Annotated in this window: 17 protein-coding genes; 7 read left to right on the top strand and 10 right to left on the bottom strand. The window is 70.9% G+C overall.

What is annotated here, in order from left to right:
* Positions 1-19: 19 nt before the first annotated feature.
* The 4 genes from Q5716_RS06640 to Q5716_RS06625 all read right to left on the bottom strand — a co-directional run bounded on the left by Q5716_RS06640 (position 20) and on the right by Q5716_RS06625 (position 6113).
* Positions 20-3415, bottom strand: coding sequence for an error-prone DNA polymerase (locus Q5716_RS06640; RefSeq protein WP_305002294.1), 3396 nt, complete (start codon positions 3413-3415; stop codon positions 20-22).
* 11 nt (positions 3416-3426) lie between these two features.
* Positions 3427-4977 (bottom strand): DNA polymerase Y family protein, encoded by a 1551-nt coding sequence (locus tag Q5716_RS06635; RefSeq protein ID WP_305002293.1) that lies wholly within the window; start codon positions 4975-4977, stop codon positions 3427-3429.
* A complete protein-coding gene (imuA', locus tag Q5716_RS06630) occupies positions 4974-5690 on the bottom strand; it encodes a DnaE2-dependent mutagenesis accessory factor ImuA' (protein WP_305002292.1) in 717 nt (238 codons plus the stop codon). Before imuA' ends, Q5716_RS06635 begins: the two co-directional genes overlap by 4 nt.
* A gap of 75 nt (positions 5691-5765) precedes the next feature.
* Positions 5766-6113, bottom strand: coding sequence for a hypothetical protein (locus Q5716_RS06625; protein ID WP_305002291.1), 348 nt, complete (start codon positions 6111-6113; stop codon positions 5766-5768).
* A 149-nt stretch (positions 6114-6262) separates the two neighbouring features.
* Here Q5716_RS06625 and Q5716_RS06620 point away from each other — a divergent pair, with 149 nt between their 5' ends.
* Together Q5716_RS06620 and Q5716_RS06615 are read left to right on the top strand one after the other, a co-directional pair.
* Positions 6263-6661, top strand: a complete 399-nt coding sequence (locus Q5716_RS06620; protein ID WP_305002290.1) for a VOC family protein — start codon at positions 6263-6265, stop codon at positions 6659-6661.
* A gap of 65 nt (positions 6662-6726) precedes the next feature.
* Positions 6727-7152, top strand: coding sequence for a DUF1761 domain-containing protein (locus Q5716_RS06615; RefSeq protein ID WP_305002289.1), 426 nt, complete (start codon positions 6727-6729; stop codon positions 7150-7152).
* On the opposite strand, the gene Q5716_RS06610 is transcribed toward Q5716_RS06615, so the two are convergent.
* Positions 7139-7804, bottom strand: coding sequence for a LysR family substrate-binding domain-containing protein (locus tag Q5716_RS06610; RefSeq protein ID WP_305002288.1), 666 nt, complete (start codon positions 7802-7804; stop codon positions 7139-7141). The two genes, Q5716_RS06615 and Q5716_RS06610, sit on opposite strands and share 14 nt — an antisense overlap.
* Before the next feature lie 37 nt (positions 7805-7841).
* Here Q5716_RS06610 and Q5716_RS06605 point away from each other — a divergent pair, with 37 nt between their 5' ends.
* The gene (locus Q5716_RS06605) at positions 7842-8222 is read left to right on the top strand and encodes a DUF5997 family protein (RefSeq protein ID WP_305002981.1); all 381 of its coding nucleotides are present in this window, start codon (positions 7842-7844) and stop codon (positions 8220-8222) included.
* A 69-nt stretch (positions 8223-8291) separates the two neighbouring features.
* On the opposite strand, the gene Q5716_RS06600 is transcribed toward Q5716_RS06605, so the two are convergent.
* Positions 8292-8945 carry an HdeD family acid-resistance protein gene (locus Q5716_RS06600; RefSeq protein ID WP_305002287.1) on the bottom strand — a complete coding sequence of 218 codons (654 nt, stop codon included), beginning with the start codon at positions 8943-8945 and terminating at the stop codon, positions 8292-8294.
* 99 nt (positions 8946-9044) lie between these two features.
* Here Q5716_RS06600 and Q5716_RS06595 point away from each other — a divergent pair, with 99 nt between their 5' ends.
* Both Q5716_RS06595 and Q5716_RS06590 read left to right on the top strand, forming a co-directional pair.
* Complete coding sequence (locus Q5716_RS06595) at positions 9045-9806, top strand: DarT ssDNA thymidine ADP-ribosyltransferase family protein (RefSeq protein WP_305002286.1); 762 nt, start codon at positions 9045-9047, stop codon at positions 9804-9806.
* Between the two features lie 10 nt (positions 9807-9816).
* Positions 9817-10338 (top strand): hypothetical protein, encoded by a 522-nt coding sequence (locus Q5716_RS06590; RefSeq protein WP_305002285.1) that lies wholly within the window; start codon positions 9817-9819, stop codon positions 10336-10338.
* Positions 10339-10341: 3 nt separating this feature from the next.
* Here the strand turns inward: Q5716_RS06590 and Q5716_RS06585 are convergent, their stop codons facing one another.
* Genes Q5716_RS06585 through Q5716_RS06575 form a run of 3 tightly spaced genes read right to left on the bottom strand, consistent with a single transcriptional unit; the run spans position 10342 to position 11785 of the window.
* The gene (locus tag Q5716_RS06585) at positions 10342-11019 is read right to left on the bottom strand and encodes a histidine phosphatase family protein (protein WP_305002284.1); all 678 of its coding nucleotides are present in this window, start codon (positions 11017-11019) and stop codon (positions 10342-10344) included.
* Positions 11019-11306, bottom strand: a complete 288-nt coding sequence (locus Q5716_RS06580) for a GNAT family N-acetyltransferase (protein WP_305002283.1) — start codon at positions 11304-11306, stop codon at positions 11019-11021. Before Q5716_RS06580 ends, Q5716_RS06585 begins: the two co-directional genes overlap by 1 nt.
* Positions 11303-11785 carry a glutathione peroxidase gene (locus Q5716_RS06575; RefSeq protein WP_305002282.1) on the bottom strand — a complete coding sequence of 161 codons (483 nt, stop codon included), beginning with the start codon at positions 11783-11785 and terminating at the stop codon, positions 11303-11305. Before Q5716_RS06575 ends, Q5716_RS06580 begins: the two co-directional genes overlap by 4 nt.
* A 61-nt stretch (positions 11786-11846) precedes the next feature.
* Between Q5716_RS06575 and Q5716_RS06570 the strand changes: the two genes are divergently transcribed.
* Entirely contained in the window at positions 11847-12758 is a 912-nt protein-coding gene (locus tag Q5716_RS06570; RefSeq protein ID WP_305002281.1) for a J domain-containing protein, read from the top strand.
* A 15-nt stretch (positions 12759-12773) separates the two neighbouring features.
* Here Q5716_RS06570 and Q5716_RS06565 read toward each other — a convergent pair whose 3' ends face one another.
* Positions 12774-12926 (bottom strand): hypothetical protein, encoded by a 153-nt coding sequence (locus tag Q5716_RS06565; RefSeq protein WP_305002280.1) that lies wholly within the window; start codon positions 12924-12926, stop codon positions 12774-12776.
* A gap of 105 nt (positions 12927-13031) precedes the next feature.
* On the opposite strand from Q5716_RS06565, the gene Q5716_RS06560 reads away from it, so the two are divergent.
* Entirely contained in the window at positions 13032-14300 is a 1269-nt protein-coding gene (locus Q5716_RS06560) for an APC family permease (protein ID WP_305002279.1), read from the top strand.
* The last annotated feature ends 15 nt before the right edge of the window (positions 14301-14315 follow it).

The following is a 14315-nucleotide window of genomic DNA, read 5'->3' as shown; positions in this document are numbered from 1 at the left end:
ACCGGTAACTAAACGTCATCTATCGGAAATCCCGCGAGCGGGTCCGCGGGACCATCCCGAGGTGCTCCACGTGGTCGGCGACGATGTTGGTGACCCCCTCAGCGGAGCGCTCGAGCATCCCGCGCACGACGAGGGCGGGGGCTTCGCGGAAGACCCGACGATGACGGCCCCAGACCCCCGTGCTGCAGATGATGTTCATGAAGCCGGTCTCGTCCTCGAGGTTGATGAACGTGATACCGCTCGCTGTCGCGGGCCGCTGGCGGTGGGTGACCACTCCCGCGACGCGCACCCGGCGCCCGGGCTCCGCCGTCGCGAGCTCTGCAGCGGACAGGATGCCCTCCTCCCGCAGCGACGATCGCAGGTGCGCCACGGGGTGGCTGTCTGTGGAGATCCCCGTCGACCACAGATCGCTCATCACTTCCTCGACCTCGCTCGGCATCGCGAACAGCGGCGGCTGCACCGCGACGATGGAGCCCTCGAGGAACTCGGGACGGTCCTGCGCGGCATTACCCGCGTTCCACAGCGCTTCGCGACGCGAGAGTCCGAAGCCGTCGAAGGCGCCCGCTGCCGCGAGCGACTCGAGCTGAGCGGTCGTCAGCCCGGTCCGGCGGACGAGATCGTTCATGTCCCGGTAGGCGCCTCCCCGCTCCCGCTCCTCGACGATGCGCGTCGCGACGGCGGTGCTGATGCCCCCGACCTCGTCGAGGCCGAGCCGGACGGCGAAGGCGCCATCCCGACGGTGGTCGTCGGTGTCGAAGGGAGCGCTGCGGTCAAAGGGCCCGACGGGGGGCTGCTCCCTGTCCAGGCAGTGCGGGTCGCCCGTCGCGACGGGTCTCTGCACCGTCGGCTCGAGGCCGGCCTGGGCACCGGAGAGCTGGATGTCGGGCCGCAGCACGTCGACACCGTGGCGGCGGGCATCCGCGACGAGGCTCTGCGGAGAATAGAAGCCCATCGGCTGGGCCCGGAGCAGCGCCGCGAGGAACGCCCCCGGGTAGTGCAGGCGCATCCAGGCGCTCGCGTAGACGAGCAGGCCGAAGCTGAGCGCGTGGCTCTCGGCGAACCCGAAACCCGCGAAAGCCTGGATGCGCGCATAGATCGAGTCGGCGTCGGCACCCGTGATGCCGTTGGCGGCCATGCCCTCGTACAGCTTCTCCTTGAGCTTGGAGATCTTCTCGACGCCGCGCTTGGAGCCCATCGCCCGCCGGAGGTGGTCGGCGTCGTCGGGGGTGCAACCGCCCACCGCGACGGCGATCTGCATGAGCTGCTCCTGGAAGATCGGCACACCGAGGGTGCGCTCGAGCGGCTCGACGAGGTTCGGATGCAGGTAGGTGATCGGCTCCTCGCCCATCTTGCGCCGCACGTAGGGATGCACGGCACCGCCCTGGATGGGACCGGGTCGCACGAGGGCGATCTCCACGACGAGGTGGTAGAACTCGCGCGGCTGCAGTCGCGGCAGCAGTCCTAGTTGCGCGCGACTCTCCACCTGGAAGACGCCGATCGCGTCAGCACGGCAGAGCTGGTCGTAGACGCCCTGCTCCTCCTTGGGGATCGAGTCGAGGTCGAGCTCCTCGCCGAGGGCGTCGCGGACGATGTCGAACGAGTACTGCAGGGCGGAGAGCATCCCGAGTCCCAGGAGGTCGAACTTGACGAGTCCCATCCACGCGCAGTCGTCCTTGTCCCACTGCACGACCGTGCGGCCGTCCCTGCGCGCGTGCTCGATCGGCACCACCTCGCCGACCGGGCGCTGGGTGAGGACCATGCCGCCCGAGTGGATGCCGAGGTGACGGGGGAAGGTCATGACCTCCATCGCGAGGTCGACGACCTGCTCGGGGATGTCGTGATCCTGGCTCGAGACGAGAGCGCCCCAGCGCTCGACCTGCTTCGACCAGGCGTCCTGCTGGCCGGGCGAGTGGCCGAGCGCTTTGGCCATGTCGCGCACCGCGAACTTCGGCCGGTACTGGATGACGTTGCACACTTGCGCCGCGTTGCGCCTGCCGTACTTCTCGAAGACGTACTGGATGACCTCCTCGCGCCGATCGGAGTCGAAGTCGACGTCGATGTCGGGCTCCTCCTCGCGCATGGTCGAGATGAAGCGCTCGAAGGGCAGCTTGTAGCGGATCGGGTCGACGGCGGTGATCTCCAGCAGGTAGCAGACGACGGAGCTCGCGGCCGAACCGCGCCCCTGGCACAGGATGCCCCGCTCCCGAGCGAAGCGGACGATGTCCCACACGATCAGGAAGTACCCGGGGAAGCCCTTCTCCTCGATGATGTCGAGCTCGCGCTCGATGCGCGCCCGCACGTCGTCGGTGAGCGCGGGGAGCCGCTTCGGTGCCCCCGCCCAGACGAGCTCGCGCAGGTAGCTCGCCGGGGTGTGCCCCTCGGGAACCTCCTGGTCGGGCAGGGCGGGCTTGGCGCGCCGTAGCTCGAACGCGAGCTCGCGGGCGATCTCGACGGTGTTCTCGACCGCTCCCGGGTAGCGCGCGAATCGCGCGGCCATCTCGGCGCCGGAGCGCAAGTGCGCTTGTCCGGCGGCAGGCAGCCAGCCGTCCATCTCGTCGAGGCTGCGCCGCGCGCGGACAGCGGCGAGGGCGGTGTGCAGCCGGTGCTGCTCGGGGGAGGCGTAGTGGGCATTGCTCGTCGCGACGACGCGCAGACCGCGGTCGGAGGCGAGGGAGGCCAGGGAGTCGTTGTGCGCGCTGTCGAGCGGGTTGCCGTGGTCGAAGAGCTCGACGGCGACGTTCTCGGGGCCGAACAGCCCGAGGAGACGGTCGAGCTCGAGGCCCGCGGCATCCGGTCCGCTCTCGAGCGCTTGCCGCACAGCACCCTTGCGACAGCCGGTGAGGACGAGCCAGTGGCCCTCCGCCAGGGCGGCGAGCTCTTCCAGGTCGTAGACCGGTCGGCCCTTCTCGCCGCCGGCGAGCTGGCCCGCGGTGATCGCTGAGGCGAGTCGGTGGTAGCCCTCCTCCTGGCGCGCGAGCACGAGCAGGTGCGAGCCCTCCGGGTCGGGGACGCCGTTCTGCGGCCCCCCGAGCCCGAGCGAGAGCTCCGCGCCGATGATGGTGGCGACGCCCAGCTCGGCGGCGGCCTCGGCCATGCGCACAGTGCCGTACAGTCCGTCGTGGTCGGTGAGCGCGAGGGCGGTGAGCCCGAGTCGGGCGGCTTCCTCGGCCATCTTCTCCGGCATCGTGGCACCGTCGAGGAAGCTGAAGCTCGAGTGCGCGTGCAGCTCCGCGTAGGGCACGACGTCGGCAGCGGCGGTGAAACCCTCGGGCGGCCGGTACGCCTTGCGCTTGGGCGACCAGGCAGGGCTGTCGCCGCCATCGGCGCCCAGCGGGGGTGCCGTGCCGGGTCGAGAGAGATCGGAGAGCCCCTTCTCGAACTCCGACCACGGGATCGGCGGGTTACTCCAGCCCATGACGATCATCCCTAGTCATAGCGCGCCTCCACCCACCAGCCCGCTTCGTCGAGCACGAGCAGCCACGCGCATCCCGTCGAGTCGACCGCCTGGAAGCGCCACGCGCGGCTGGCCTGCCCCGGAGCCCACCAGCGCTCGTCGAGCGGCCAGGGCCCCGCCCAGGCCCCGAGCTCGAGGGTGCGCGTACCCGAGGTGAGCCGGGCGGGGGCACTCGAGGGCATGCCGCGCGAGCCCACGATCACGGGTTCGCCCGCGGCATCGACGACGGCGACCGGGTGACGCGGAGTGAAGACGCTCGCCGGCAGCGGCGCCGGCAGCTGACCCGGCCACGGCTCGCGCACGGTGGCGGTGCCCGCGGGGTCGCCCCACGCGACGAGTCGCTGCCGGTCGGCGAGGGTGCGACCGCCGCCGACGCGGGGCATGAGCACGGCGCCGTGACCGAGCATGCTCTGCACGCGCGACAGCGAGTGGTGGATGCGCTCATCCGGCCCCGAGCCCCACAGCCCGGACTCGTGGTGGGAGATCGCATCGACGGCCTCTGGAGCGATCGCGACGCGGGTGATGCCGGCGCTCAACTGCGCCGAGGAGGCCTGCCAGCGCACGCGGTCGACGATGTCACCGGGGGAAAAGGACCGGGGATGCTGCCACGTGCGCTCCGCCGTCTCGCCCGAGTCGGAGCGCAGCACGACGCGAATCGCGGTCACCACGAGTCGGCGCGCGACGAGTTCGTCGACGAAGCGCTCGGCGGCGGTGCGGATCCCGAACGCGACCTGCTCGACGAGTTCGAGGGCCGGCTCGAAGTCGACGACCGCCTCGAGGTCGTCCGGGGGAGTGCGGGGGACGAGCGGCCAGCTGTCGCTGCCCGCCGCGAGCGCGTGCAGCCGAGCGCCCTGCACCCCGAAGCGAGTGCGCACGTCCGAGGGCGGGAGCGCCGCGAACTGCCCGAGCGTACGGATGCCCAGCCGCCGCAACAGGGTGACGGTGCTCGTAGCGGGTTCCGCTCCCGCTTCCTCGAGGAGCCCCACATCGAGCGGGTCGAGGAACTGCCGAGCCGAGCCCGCGGGCACGATCCCGACGCGCTCGGCGGCGCGCCGCGCCGACTGCTCGGCGGTGAAGATGCCGTCGGCGACTCCCGCCCGTGCTCCGCCCGCGCCAAGCTCGTCGAGCCGCGACACGAGTGCGAGGGCCGCGGCGCGCTCGCCCCCGTAGTAGCGCGCCGCGCCGCGCACGCGCACGGCGCACATCCCCGGGCGCAGCACCTGGACTCCGGGCGTGAGCTCCTCGATGGCGGCGACGAGCGGCTCGAAGGCCCGCGCGTCGAGGGCCGCGTCGTACTCGAGGACGACGAGGTCGGGGCAGTGCGCCTGGGCTTCCCGAACCCGGATGCCGCGGCGCACCGACTCCGCCCGAGCGGCGGGCGATGACGCGAGCACACGGCCTTTGTCGACGAGGGCGACCGGTGCTTCGGGTCCGAGCCCGGCGGCGGTGCGCGCTGCCGTGACCGGCCAGTCGGGGCACCAGAGCACGATGACCCGGGGCGGCTCGAGCGGGGGAGCGGTCATCCCGCCACCCGGAGAGGCGGGACGGGAACTGCGACAGGTCTCGAGGCCGACGTCACGCGGCTCACCGTCGCATCGGCCGCAGGTAGCCACACCCGTGCGCTGCGGGGGCGGCCCGCGGTGCGGCTCGATACCGTGACGGTGGCCTCACGGGCGGAGAGGTGGCCGTGCCCCTCTCCGATGCCGTGCCATCGCGTGTCGCTCAGGGAGAGCATGGCCTCGGTCTGGGGCCAGGCGCCGAGCACGAGCAGGGTCGTACCGTTCTGGCGCAGCCGAGCCGTGAGCCGGGCCACGCTCGAGTCGCTCGACCGGGCGGGGGGACGAGTCACCACGACGCCCATGACGTCGGCGACAGCGGCCGTGACCGCGAGCCACTGGTCGCCGGGATGCGGGATCAGCACGAGCCGCTCGAGGTCGATGCCGAATTGGGCCGCCGCCTCGACGCCGAACTCGGGAACCCCGACGACCGCGCACCAGAGCCCCGCAGCCGACGGCGCGGCGAGGAGGGTCATGAGCAGCATCGCCGAGCGGTCAACCGAGTAGGCGGCACCCTGCTTGAGCCCGCCGCCGGGCAGCAGTTCGGCGATCGCGGGGTGAGTGGGGATGCCCCGGCTCTCGAGCTTCGTCGACTGCATCTGCCGGATGCGCGCCCGCAACTCCTCCACCTGAGCAGCGGACTGCCCGGGCGGGGTCGGCGAAGCGAGGGCGGTGGACACCCTTCCATGGTCGAACATAGCTTCGATGGTGTCAATCGCCACCGACAGTGGTCGGCGTGTCGAGCCGCTCGACGCCTACACGAGCGAGAAGCCGCTCGCGATGCCCGAGGTGATCACCCAGACCACGAGCACGATCGCCCCGACGACAATCAGAAGTGCGAGGCTGCCCATGACCTTGCCCGCTGCACGATTGGCCGCGAGGGCGGCGATGCCGAGCCCGACGGCGACCAGTCCCGAGCCGGGAATCACCAAAAAGCCGAGAAAGAAGAGGGCAGTGGCAGCCCACCCCACGGCGTCCGGGCCGCTGAAGGCGGCAACGAAGAGCACCCCGGTGAGCGCCAGCCAGAGCGGGCCGAGGATCGCGAGCACGAGGGCCCAGCCGCCGAGCCGGGCGCCCCGCCGCGGAGCGGGAGAGACTGTCACCCGCCCACCGTAGCGGCTGAGGGACCCGACCTGAAGAGAACACAGCTTCGATGGACGTGTCGTACTCTCCCCACGCATCGCGCCCGGCGATCGTCCCACCGCCTGGCCAAGCCCTTGATCCGCCGACGCCACTTCGCCACAGTGGGGCGATGGCAGAGTTGTGGGTCCATACCGTGACCATCGAGGCTCGAGACCCCGCCCGGCTGTCTCGTTTCTGGGCGGAACTGCTCGACTACGTCGTGATGCCCAATCACACCGATTCAGTAGAGATCGGGGACCCCACCGGATCGGGCCCGCGCCTGCTGTTCGCACCCGGCGACACAGCCGGGACGGGGCGAGACCGCTTTCATCTGGACCTGCGTCCGGATGACCGGGACGACAGTGTTCGCCGCGCTCTCGACCTCGGCGCTACCGAGCTTCCGACACCCACGGGCACTTCGTGGGTCAGGCTGGCCGATCCGGAAGGCAACCGTTTCTGCATCCTCCAGTCACAGGGCGACTTCGACGCCTACGTAAGCGAGCACGGGGAGGGGACACCATCCGGCTGAGCCGGTCTGTTCCGGCGGGCATGCCGCGCGCTACCCTGGCGCCATCGAACACAAGGAGGTGCTTCATGGTCCCCGAGATCAACTGGCTCGCGGTCGTCCTCGCGACAGTCTCCAGCATGGTGGTCGGCTCGATCTGGTACGCGAAAGCGGTCTTCGGACGCCGCTGGATGCGACTGGCGAAGATCGACGAGTCCACGATGGGCAACGGAGTGGGCGCGATCATCGTGACCGTCATCGTGAGCTTCGTCACGGCACTCGTCCTCGCCGGGGCAGCCGCGATCGCCCAGAACTTCTACGGCGGCAACTTCCTCGTCAACACGCTCGTCACGGCGACGATCCTGTGGGCGGGGTTCACGGCCGCCCGCGTGATCACGCACGACGCCTTCGAGCGCCGACCCGCCAGCCTCACGACGCTCACCATCGGCCACGAGCTCGTCACGATCCTCGTGATGGGCCTCATCATCGGGCTCTTCGGGATCAGCGCCCCTTAGGTCGTTTGGGTCGCTTTCCCCGCGGAGTCGGCGTGACCTTCGACGTGCGCCCCGGCTTCGTCGCTCGGCGCGGCGTCGGGTCCCTCCGGGGAGGCGGTTCCGCAGATGCCTCCTTCGCCGACCCGCGCGAGCTGTTGGCCGTGCGGCCGCGCACGATGCCGATGAACTCCTCGGTGAGGAGGGTCGCGGCATCCGTCCGCCAGACGAGCGCAACGCGCGTGGTCGGCGCCTCGACGGCGGGACGGGTCACGACATCCCGCCGACTCAGCGCGCGGGCCACCGACTGGGGCATGGTCGCGACCCCGACGTTCGCTGCGACGAGTTCGATCGTCTCCGTCCACTCGCCGTCGAGCAGAGTCTCGTCGGAGAGGTCGGCAGGGGAGACCGCATCCAGCACCGAGAGAACGTGGTCCTTCGGCATGACGACGACCGGCTGCTCCTCGTAGAGGGGGATCGAACTCAATTCGGCGTCGTCCACGGGCAATCTGACGAACGCCGCGTGCACAGTGCCTGCCTCGATTCCGGCGAGCGCGTCGCCGGGCGCGAGCGGCTCGAGGAAGAGCGGATGCTCCGGCAGCCGCTCCTCCCAGATGCGCGCCCACTTGCCGGGGGTGACCCCCAGCACGAACGCGACGACGAAGGGCTCTGCCACGCGATCAGGCTACCCTTGAGGCGTGCCGGAACAGACCATGAAGCCCGCGACCGCGGCGAAGAAGCTCGGGATCTACCTGCCCGCCACCCCCGAGAGCTTCCGCGAGGGGGAGATCACTCGCGCCCAGCTCGCCGAGCTCCTGGAGTCGCCGCCCGAGTGGCTCGACGAGCTCCGACGCAACGGTCCGCACCCGAAGCAGGTCGTCGCCCAGAAGCTCGGGATCTCCACGTCGGGGCTCGCCCGCGCAGGCGCCCCTGACGTCATGACTACTGCCGAGATCAAAGCGCTCCTCGAGCACAAGCCCGAGTGGCTCGTCGCGGAGCGCGCCACCCACGCCGGGGTTCAGGAGGAGAACGCGCGCGTCAAATCGGAGCGAGCGGCGAAGCGCGAGTTGCGCGGCGGGGGCGGCGGGCGTTGAAACGCGCTCGGGCGCCGGAGCGAAGCCCCGACGCCCGAGCATCCGATGAGTCGGATCAGCTGATCCGCATCAGACCGACTGCACCGTGAGGTTCTTCTTGCCGCTCGCGCGAGCAGTGATCGCGGCAACGGCGAGCATCACGCCGAAGACGATCGCGTAGATGCCGACAGCGAAGATGAGGCCGAGGATGGCCGCACCGGGCGTCACGAACGTCAGGATCGCGAGGATGACGCCGAACGCGATGCTCGCGACTCCCGCGAAGATCGCCCAGCCCCTGCCCTTCGCCTCGGCACCCGAGGCGGAGCCGATGACCGTTGCGCCGTGCATGACGTTGTAGAAGACGATCGTCCAGATGAGGAAGAGGGCGCCGAACGCCGCCGCGAGCCCGGGCAGCACGAGGGCCGCGATGCCCGCCAGGACCGAGACGATTCCGGCGAACAGCAGCCAGCCCCAGCGCTTGAGCGTCTTGCGCACGTGCACGGCGTGCGCGATCTCGGTGATCCCGTCGACGATCGCGTAGGCGCCGAACACGATGGCGATCGCCCAGAGGGCCGCACCCGGCGAGAACAGGGCGATGACCCCGAAGGCGACGGCCAGGATGCCGCGGATGAGCACCCACCACCACGGGCCGATGCTGAGCTCCGCGAGGGGCTCGGAGAGCTCCTCGGAGATCTCCTCGGCGGGGTCGGTGACGGGAGACGAAGGCGAGCTGGAATCAGTCATGGCATTACCGTATCGGAGCCGGTGCGAGGATGGGAGGGTGAGTCCCACCGCCAGCCCCCGCCCTGACCGCTCTCCCGCCTCCTCGGCTCGGGCACAGCGATGAGCGAGTGCATCCACGGCCTGGAGGGCACGATGTGCGACGTGTGCTTCCCGAAGGAGAAGCCGCAGCCCGCACGCCGCGCAGCGCCCGTCCGAGCACCGCGGTCCACCGCTGACTCGCCACGATCGTCGAGCGCGTCGAGGTCCTCGGCCTCGTCGCGGCCGGCGATGCTGAGGACGGGGGAGCTGCGCGTCTACCACGTCACGCACCTCCGTAACCTGCCCGCGATCCTCGAGTCGGGTGCTCTCGTGGCGGGTGCCGAGCCGGTCGTCGACGTGAGCTCTGATCTTGCCCGCGAGTTGCGCGCCACAGCGGAGGTGGCGCCCGGCTCCCGGGTCGACCGATTCGTCGCCTTCAGCCTCGCACCCGACTCGGACACGTGGGCGCAGTTGCGCGGGGGAGCGGCGGAGCCCCGCTGGTCGGCGGCGGCACGGGCATCCGTGCCCGCCGACTTCGTCGTGCTCGTCTCGACGGTGGCCGCGCTCGGCCCGGACGCGGTCATCGCCGACGGGGACGCCGCCGGCACCTACACCCGCTTCGCCAGCGGGGCGGAGGCCGAACGGATGCTCGTGCGGCTGCACGACGACCCGGAAGCCCGCGCCGCCGCCGAGGCGCTCGCCCCCGACCGCGTCGAGCTCTCGGCGATCCAGCTCATCGGGGTCGCCCACGAGCCCGCGCGCGATGACGTGCGAGGGATGCTGGCCGGGTCGCCGTTCCGACCGAAGGTCGCGGTCTATCCCCCGTGGTTCGCGCACGAGTAGGTTGTAGGCCATGGCTGCTCTCTCCCGATCCCGCCGCGCCACTGCCGGCATCGCCTTCATCGTCGCGGGAGCTGCGCTCCTGCTCGCCGCCCTGCTGCCGTTCGTCGGCGTCTCTGTTCCGTGGCTCTACCCGATCGCCTACGCGGCGATCACGGTGGGCCTGGTGATCCTCGCCCTCGGTGCCGTCACCAGCGCCGTGACCAAGGTCGCCCTCTTCGCCGGTGCGCTCGGCTGGGCGATCCTCGTCCTGACCAACGTGGGCATCGCGGTTCCGGGGGTAGTGGGAACCATCGGGATCGTTCTCGCCGCGCTCGGCACTCTCGTCGGGGCGATCGTGCTCTACACCGGGCGGGAGATCGTCAACCGCTCAGCGATCGCGTTCGTCGTGACGGCCATCATCGCCGCGCTGTTCCTCCTGTCGCGCGCGGGCCTGTTCTCGCTCGGCCAGTTCGGCGAGATCGTCACGATCGCACTCGGTGCGGGCTTCCTCATCACCGGGGTCCTGTTCCGGCAGACCGAGCGCAAGCGCTAGGGCTCACTCCTCGTCGAGGGCGTCGTCGATCGACTCGCCGGTCGGGTCGGCGGCGTCCTCGTCGATGAGGTCGGAACCGCCCACGGGCGTTCCCTGCCACGACAGCAGGGTCCAGCCTGCGTCGCTCGATCCGTCGAGCTCGACGACACCGGTGTTCTGGATGTCGTGCTCTGCGGCGAACGACGGCGGCACATTGATGGCGCGACCGGCGACCCAGACACGGATGGCCGCCCCGTGGCTGACCACGACCGCGGCGCCGGCACCACTGGCCTCTACCCGAGCGATGGACGAGTCGAACCGCTCGAAGAATTCGTGCCCGTCCTCGCCTCCGGGCATGCGGACGTCGAGTCCGCCCAGTCCCCACGAGAACACCGTCTCGAGGTAGACGCGTACCGCCTCATGATCCCGACGCAGCTCGAGCTCGCCGGCGGCGATCTCGTGGATGCCGGGGAGTTCGATCGCCTCGAGGCCACGATCGGCGGCGAGCGGTGCCGCGGTGAGGTGCGTCCGCCGGAGAGAGCTCACCCAGACGCCGTCGACGGGATCGGAGCGCAGAGCATCCGGGATCTCCGCCGCCTGGCGATGACCGAGCTCGGTGAGGCCCGGTCCTGGCGCTGCCGTGTCGAGGAGACCGGCGACGTTGCTCGGCGTCTGCCCGTGCCTGACCAGGAGCAGCCTCATCAGCGGGTCAGCAGGCCCGCGCGCTCAGGATGCTCGTCGAACCAGTCGGCGACGTACCAGCACATCGGAACCACGCGCCGGGTGGAATTCTTCTCTACGTCGTCCATGGCGAACGACACGACCTCGCCCGCGAGACCTCGACCGCGGAGGTTCGGCTGGGTGTAGGTGTGGTGGAAGGAGATGGAGTTGCCGTTGACCCGGTAGTCGGCGATGGCCGCGACGCGCCCGTCGAGACGGAGCGTGTAGCGCTGCTCGTCGGGCTCGTGGCTGAGTTCTCGAGCGGTCACGGCAGGTTCTCCTCGATCACCGACACGATCGCGGGGTCGTCGGGGAGCACATCGGGGCGGAAACGGTGCACGTCGCCCGACGGGGTGATGACGAACTTCTCGAAGTTCCACTTCACCCTGCCCGCCTTCCCGGCGGCGTCGGGGGTGCGGGTGAGCTCCTGGTAGAGGGGGTGCGCCTTCTTGCCGTTGAGCCGCACCTTCTCGAACATCGGGAACGTGACGCCCCACGTCGTCGAGCAGTACTCCTTGATGGCGTCCTCGGTCGACAGCTCCTGCAGGAACTGGTTGCTGGGGAACCCGAGCACCGTGAAGCCGCGCTCCCCGTAGGTGCGCTGAAGCTCCTCGAGCTGCTCGTACTGGGGCGCGAGGCCGCAGCGGGAGGCGACGTTGACGATGAGGAGCACCTTGTCGCGGTACTCGGCGAGAGTCGTCGTCTCGCCGTCGATCGTGGTGAGGGGGATCTCGTTGATCGTGGTCACGTCACCAATCTACGTCCCCAGGCTGGAGAATGGCTCAGCACGAATTGGGTATCCTGAGCCGATGCCCGAGAGCCCGCTGAACTCGAGCCCCTACGAGGTGCTCGGGGTCGCGGCATCCGCGTCCCAGGAGGAGCTGCGGCGGGCCTTCCGGAAGGCGCTGCGGGAGACCCACCCGGACACCGGGGGCGATCCCGCGCGCTTCACGGCGGTGCAGCTCGCGTGGGAGCGAGTGGGCACCGTCGAGGACCGCGCCGCCTACGACGCCGGTCGCTCCGGCACCGAGGGGCACCCCGTCTATACCGCCAACCCCACTGCTCCGCGCCAGGACACCCGCCCGCGCGCACGATCGTACGGGCATCCGGGCGGCTGGCGGCGCGAGCGCTACCTCGAGCAGTTGCGGGAGTGGGTCGGCCGGGGCGTCGACATCGACGACCCCTACGATCCGGCACTCGTGCGCTCGGCACCGCGGGAGATCCGTCGCACCCTCGCCGACGCTCTCGCCGAGGAGGCGACGGCTCGCATCCTCGGCGGCCTCGGCATCGGATTCACCATCTGGCACGACGTGGCGACGGGCCACCCCGAGGACAAGCTCGACCACGTCGTGCTGGGCCCGACGGGTCTGTGGGCCCTGCTCTCGGAGGACTTCGGCGGACCGGTACGGGTGCGCCGCGGGGAGCTCATCGGCGAGGCGGTCGGTCATGAGCGCCCGGTGCACGACCTCGCCGCGCGCGCGAAGGCTCTCTCGCGTCAGGCGCGGGTGAAGGTCACCGGACTCGTCGTCGTGCTTCCGGATGACTCGCTCGACGAGCCGATCGCCTCCCTCGGCTCGGTGCGGGGCGCCGCCGTCGTCGCGGTCCGTCGATCCGTTCTCGGGACCCTCCTTCGTGGCGGGATCGCCGGCGCGGCCCCCATCGGCGGGAACGAGCTCTTCGACGTGCGCACGAGGCTCGCGTCGAGCATCCGATTCGTCTAGCGACCGCGCCTCGCCTCAGCTGGCGAGCTCGGTGTCGGGATTCTCCCCGAACTCCGTGATGTCCGGCTCTCGGACGCCGTCGACCGGCACGTCGTCGCGGCGGTGGCGGGGGTGGTGCGAGGCGTCGCGCGTGCTGCGCTCCGGGACCGGGGCTGTCGTGTCGCTCATGGTTCCTCCTCCGGGTTTGCGATCCACGCTACCCCCGAACGGGGGAGGGCGACAGCGGGTCGGGCCGTTCACCAACGGTTCGCCCGCACCGGGTAGGGTGCGCGTGTGACCTCCCCGCCCGCTCTGAGCCGACGCCTGGGTCTCACGGACGCGACCCTCATCGGATTGGGTTCGATGATCGGCGCGGGGGTCTTCGCCGCGTTCTCGCCCGCTGCGCAAGCCGCGGGCAACGGACTGCTCATCGGTCTCGCGATCGCCGCGGTCGTCGCCCTCGGCAATGCCACCTCTACCGCGCAGCTCGCGGCGGTCTACCCCGTCGCCGGGGGCGCGTACGTCTACGGTCGAGAGCGGCTCGGTCCGTGGTGGGGATTTCTCGCGGGGTGGGGGTTCGTCATCGGAAAGACGGCGAGCTGCGCCGCGATGGCCATGACGTTCGCCGCCTATGCGGCTCCGGCGGGCTGGGAGCGGCCTGTCGCGATCGTCGCTGTCCTCGGTCTCGCAGGAGTCAATCTTCTCGGCATCACGCGAACCGCCCTCGCCACCCGGATCCTCGTCGCCATCGTGCTCGTGGTCCTCGCCGGCGTCGTGGCAGCCGGGGCGGCGTCGGGGTTGCCTGCGCTGTCCGCACCGCTCGACCTCGTCGCGAGCGGACCGTACGGCATCCTGCAGTCGGCCGGACTGCTGTTCTTCGCGTTCGCCGGCTACGCGCGCGTCGCGACGCTCGGGGAGGAGGTCGTCGACCCGGCCCGGACGATCCCGCGCGCCGTCGTCCTCGCTCTCGGGCTCGCGGTCGTGGTCTACGCCGCCGTTGCCGTCGCGGTGCTCGGGATGCTCGGCTCGGCCGGCACCGCGGCGAGCGCGACCCCGCTCGAGGACGCCGTCGAGGCCGCGGGGTGGGGCTGGGCGGGTCCCGTCGTGCGGCTCGGGGCCGCCGCCGCCTCGCTCGGGGCGCTGCTCGCGCTCATCGCCGGGATCGGCAGGACGACGCTGGCGATGGCGCGCGAGGGGGACCTGCCGCGCTGGTTGGCGGCGGTGCATCCGAGATACTCGGTGCCGCACCGCGCCGAGATCGTGCTGGCGGTCGTGGTGTGCGCCGTCATCGCGGTTGTGGATCTGCGCGGGGCGATCGGCTTCTCCTCGTTCGGGGTCCTCGTCTACTACCTCGTCGCGAACGCGGCCGCGCTCACCCAGCCGTCCGTCCAGCGTCGCTTCCCGCGCGTGCTCGCGGTCACGGGTGGGGCCGGGTGCCTCGCGCTCGTCGCGACGCTCCCGTGGGGCTCGATCGCGGTCGGGGCCGCCGTGCTCGTGATCGGGGTCGCCTACCGTTTCCTATCCCGCGGGCGCTCCGCACCGAACACCCATCCGGAGACTTAGGCTGGAGTCTTCGTT

Origin of the sequence: Antiquaquibacter soli, from assembly GCF_030580675.1 — a bacterium.
GTDB lineage: Bacteria > Actinomycetota > Actinomycetes > Actinomycetales > Microbacteriaceae > Rhodoglobus > Rhodoglobus soli.
The sequence above is the reverse complement of the archived record's forward strand: the minus strand, read 5'-3'. Positions and strand labels throughout refer to the sequence as shown.

Bases quoted from the DNA above. Each gene is read 5' to 3' on its own strand.
- Q5716_RS06590 (WP_305002285.1), top strand. From the start codon at position 9,817: ATGGCTGCTCTCTCCCGATCCCGCCGCGCCACTGCCGGCATCGCCTTC.
- Q5716_RS06565 (WP_305002280.1), bottom strand. From the start codon at position 12,926: ATGAGCGACACGACAGCCCCGGTCCCGGAGCGCAGCACGCGCGACGCC.
- Q5716_RS06585 (WP_305002284.1), bottom strand. From the start codon at position 11,019: ATGAGGCTGCTCCTGGTCAGGCACGGGCAGACGCCGAGCAACGTCGCC.
- Q5716_RS06620 (WP_305002290.1), top strand. From the start codon at position 6,263: ATGGCAGAGTTGTGGGTCCATACCGTGACCATCGAGGCTCGAGACCCC.
- Q5716_RS06615 (WP_305002289.1), top strand. From the start codon at position 6,727: ATGGTCCCCGAGATCAACTGGCTCGCGGTCGTCCTCGCGACAGTCTCC.
- Q5716_RS06635 (WP_305002293.1), bottom strand. From the start codon at position 4,977: ATGACCGCTCCCCCGCTCGAGCCGCCCCGGGTCATCGTGCTCTGGTGC.
- Q5716_RS06595 (WP_305002286.1), top strand. From the start codon at position 9,045: ATGAGCGAGTGCATCCACGGCCTGGAGGGCACGATGTGCGACGTGTGC.
- Q5716_RS06605 (WP_305002981.1), top strand. From the start codon at position 7,842: ATGAAGCCCGCGACCGCGGCGAAGAAGCTCGGGATCTACCTGCCCGCC.
- Q5716_RS06640 (WP_305002294.1), bottom strand. From the start codon at position 3,415: ATGGGCTGGAGTAACCCGCCGATCCCGTGGTCGGAGTTCGAGAAGGGG.
- Q5716_RS06600 (WP_305002287.1), bottom strand. From the start codon at position 8,945: ATGACTGATTCCAGCTCGCCTTCGTCTCCCGTCACCGACCCCGCCGAG.
- Q5716_RS06570 (WP_305002281.1), top strand. From the start codon at position 11,847: ATGCCCGAGAGCCCGCTGAACTCGAGCCCCTACGAGGTGCTCGGGGTC.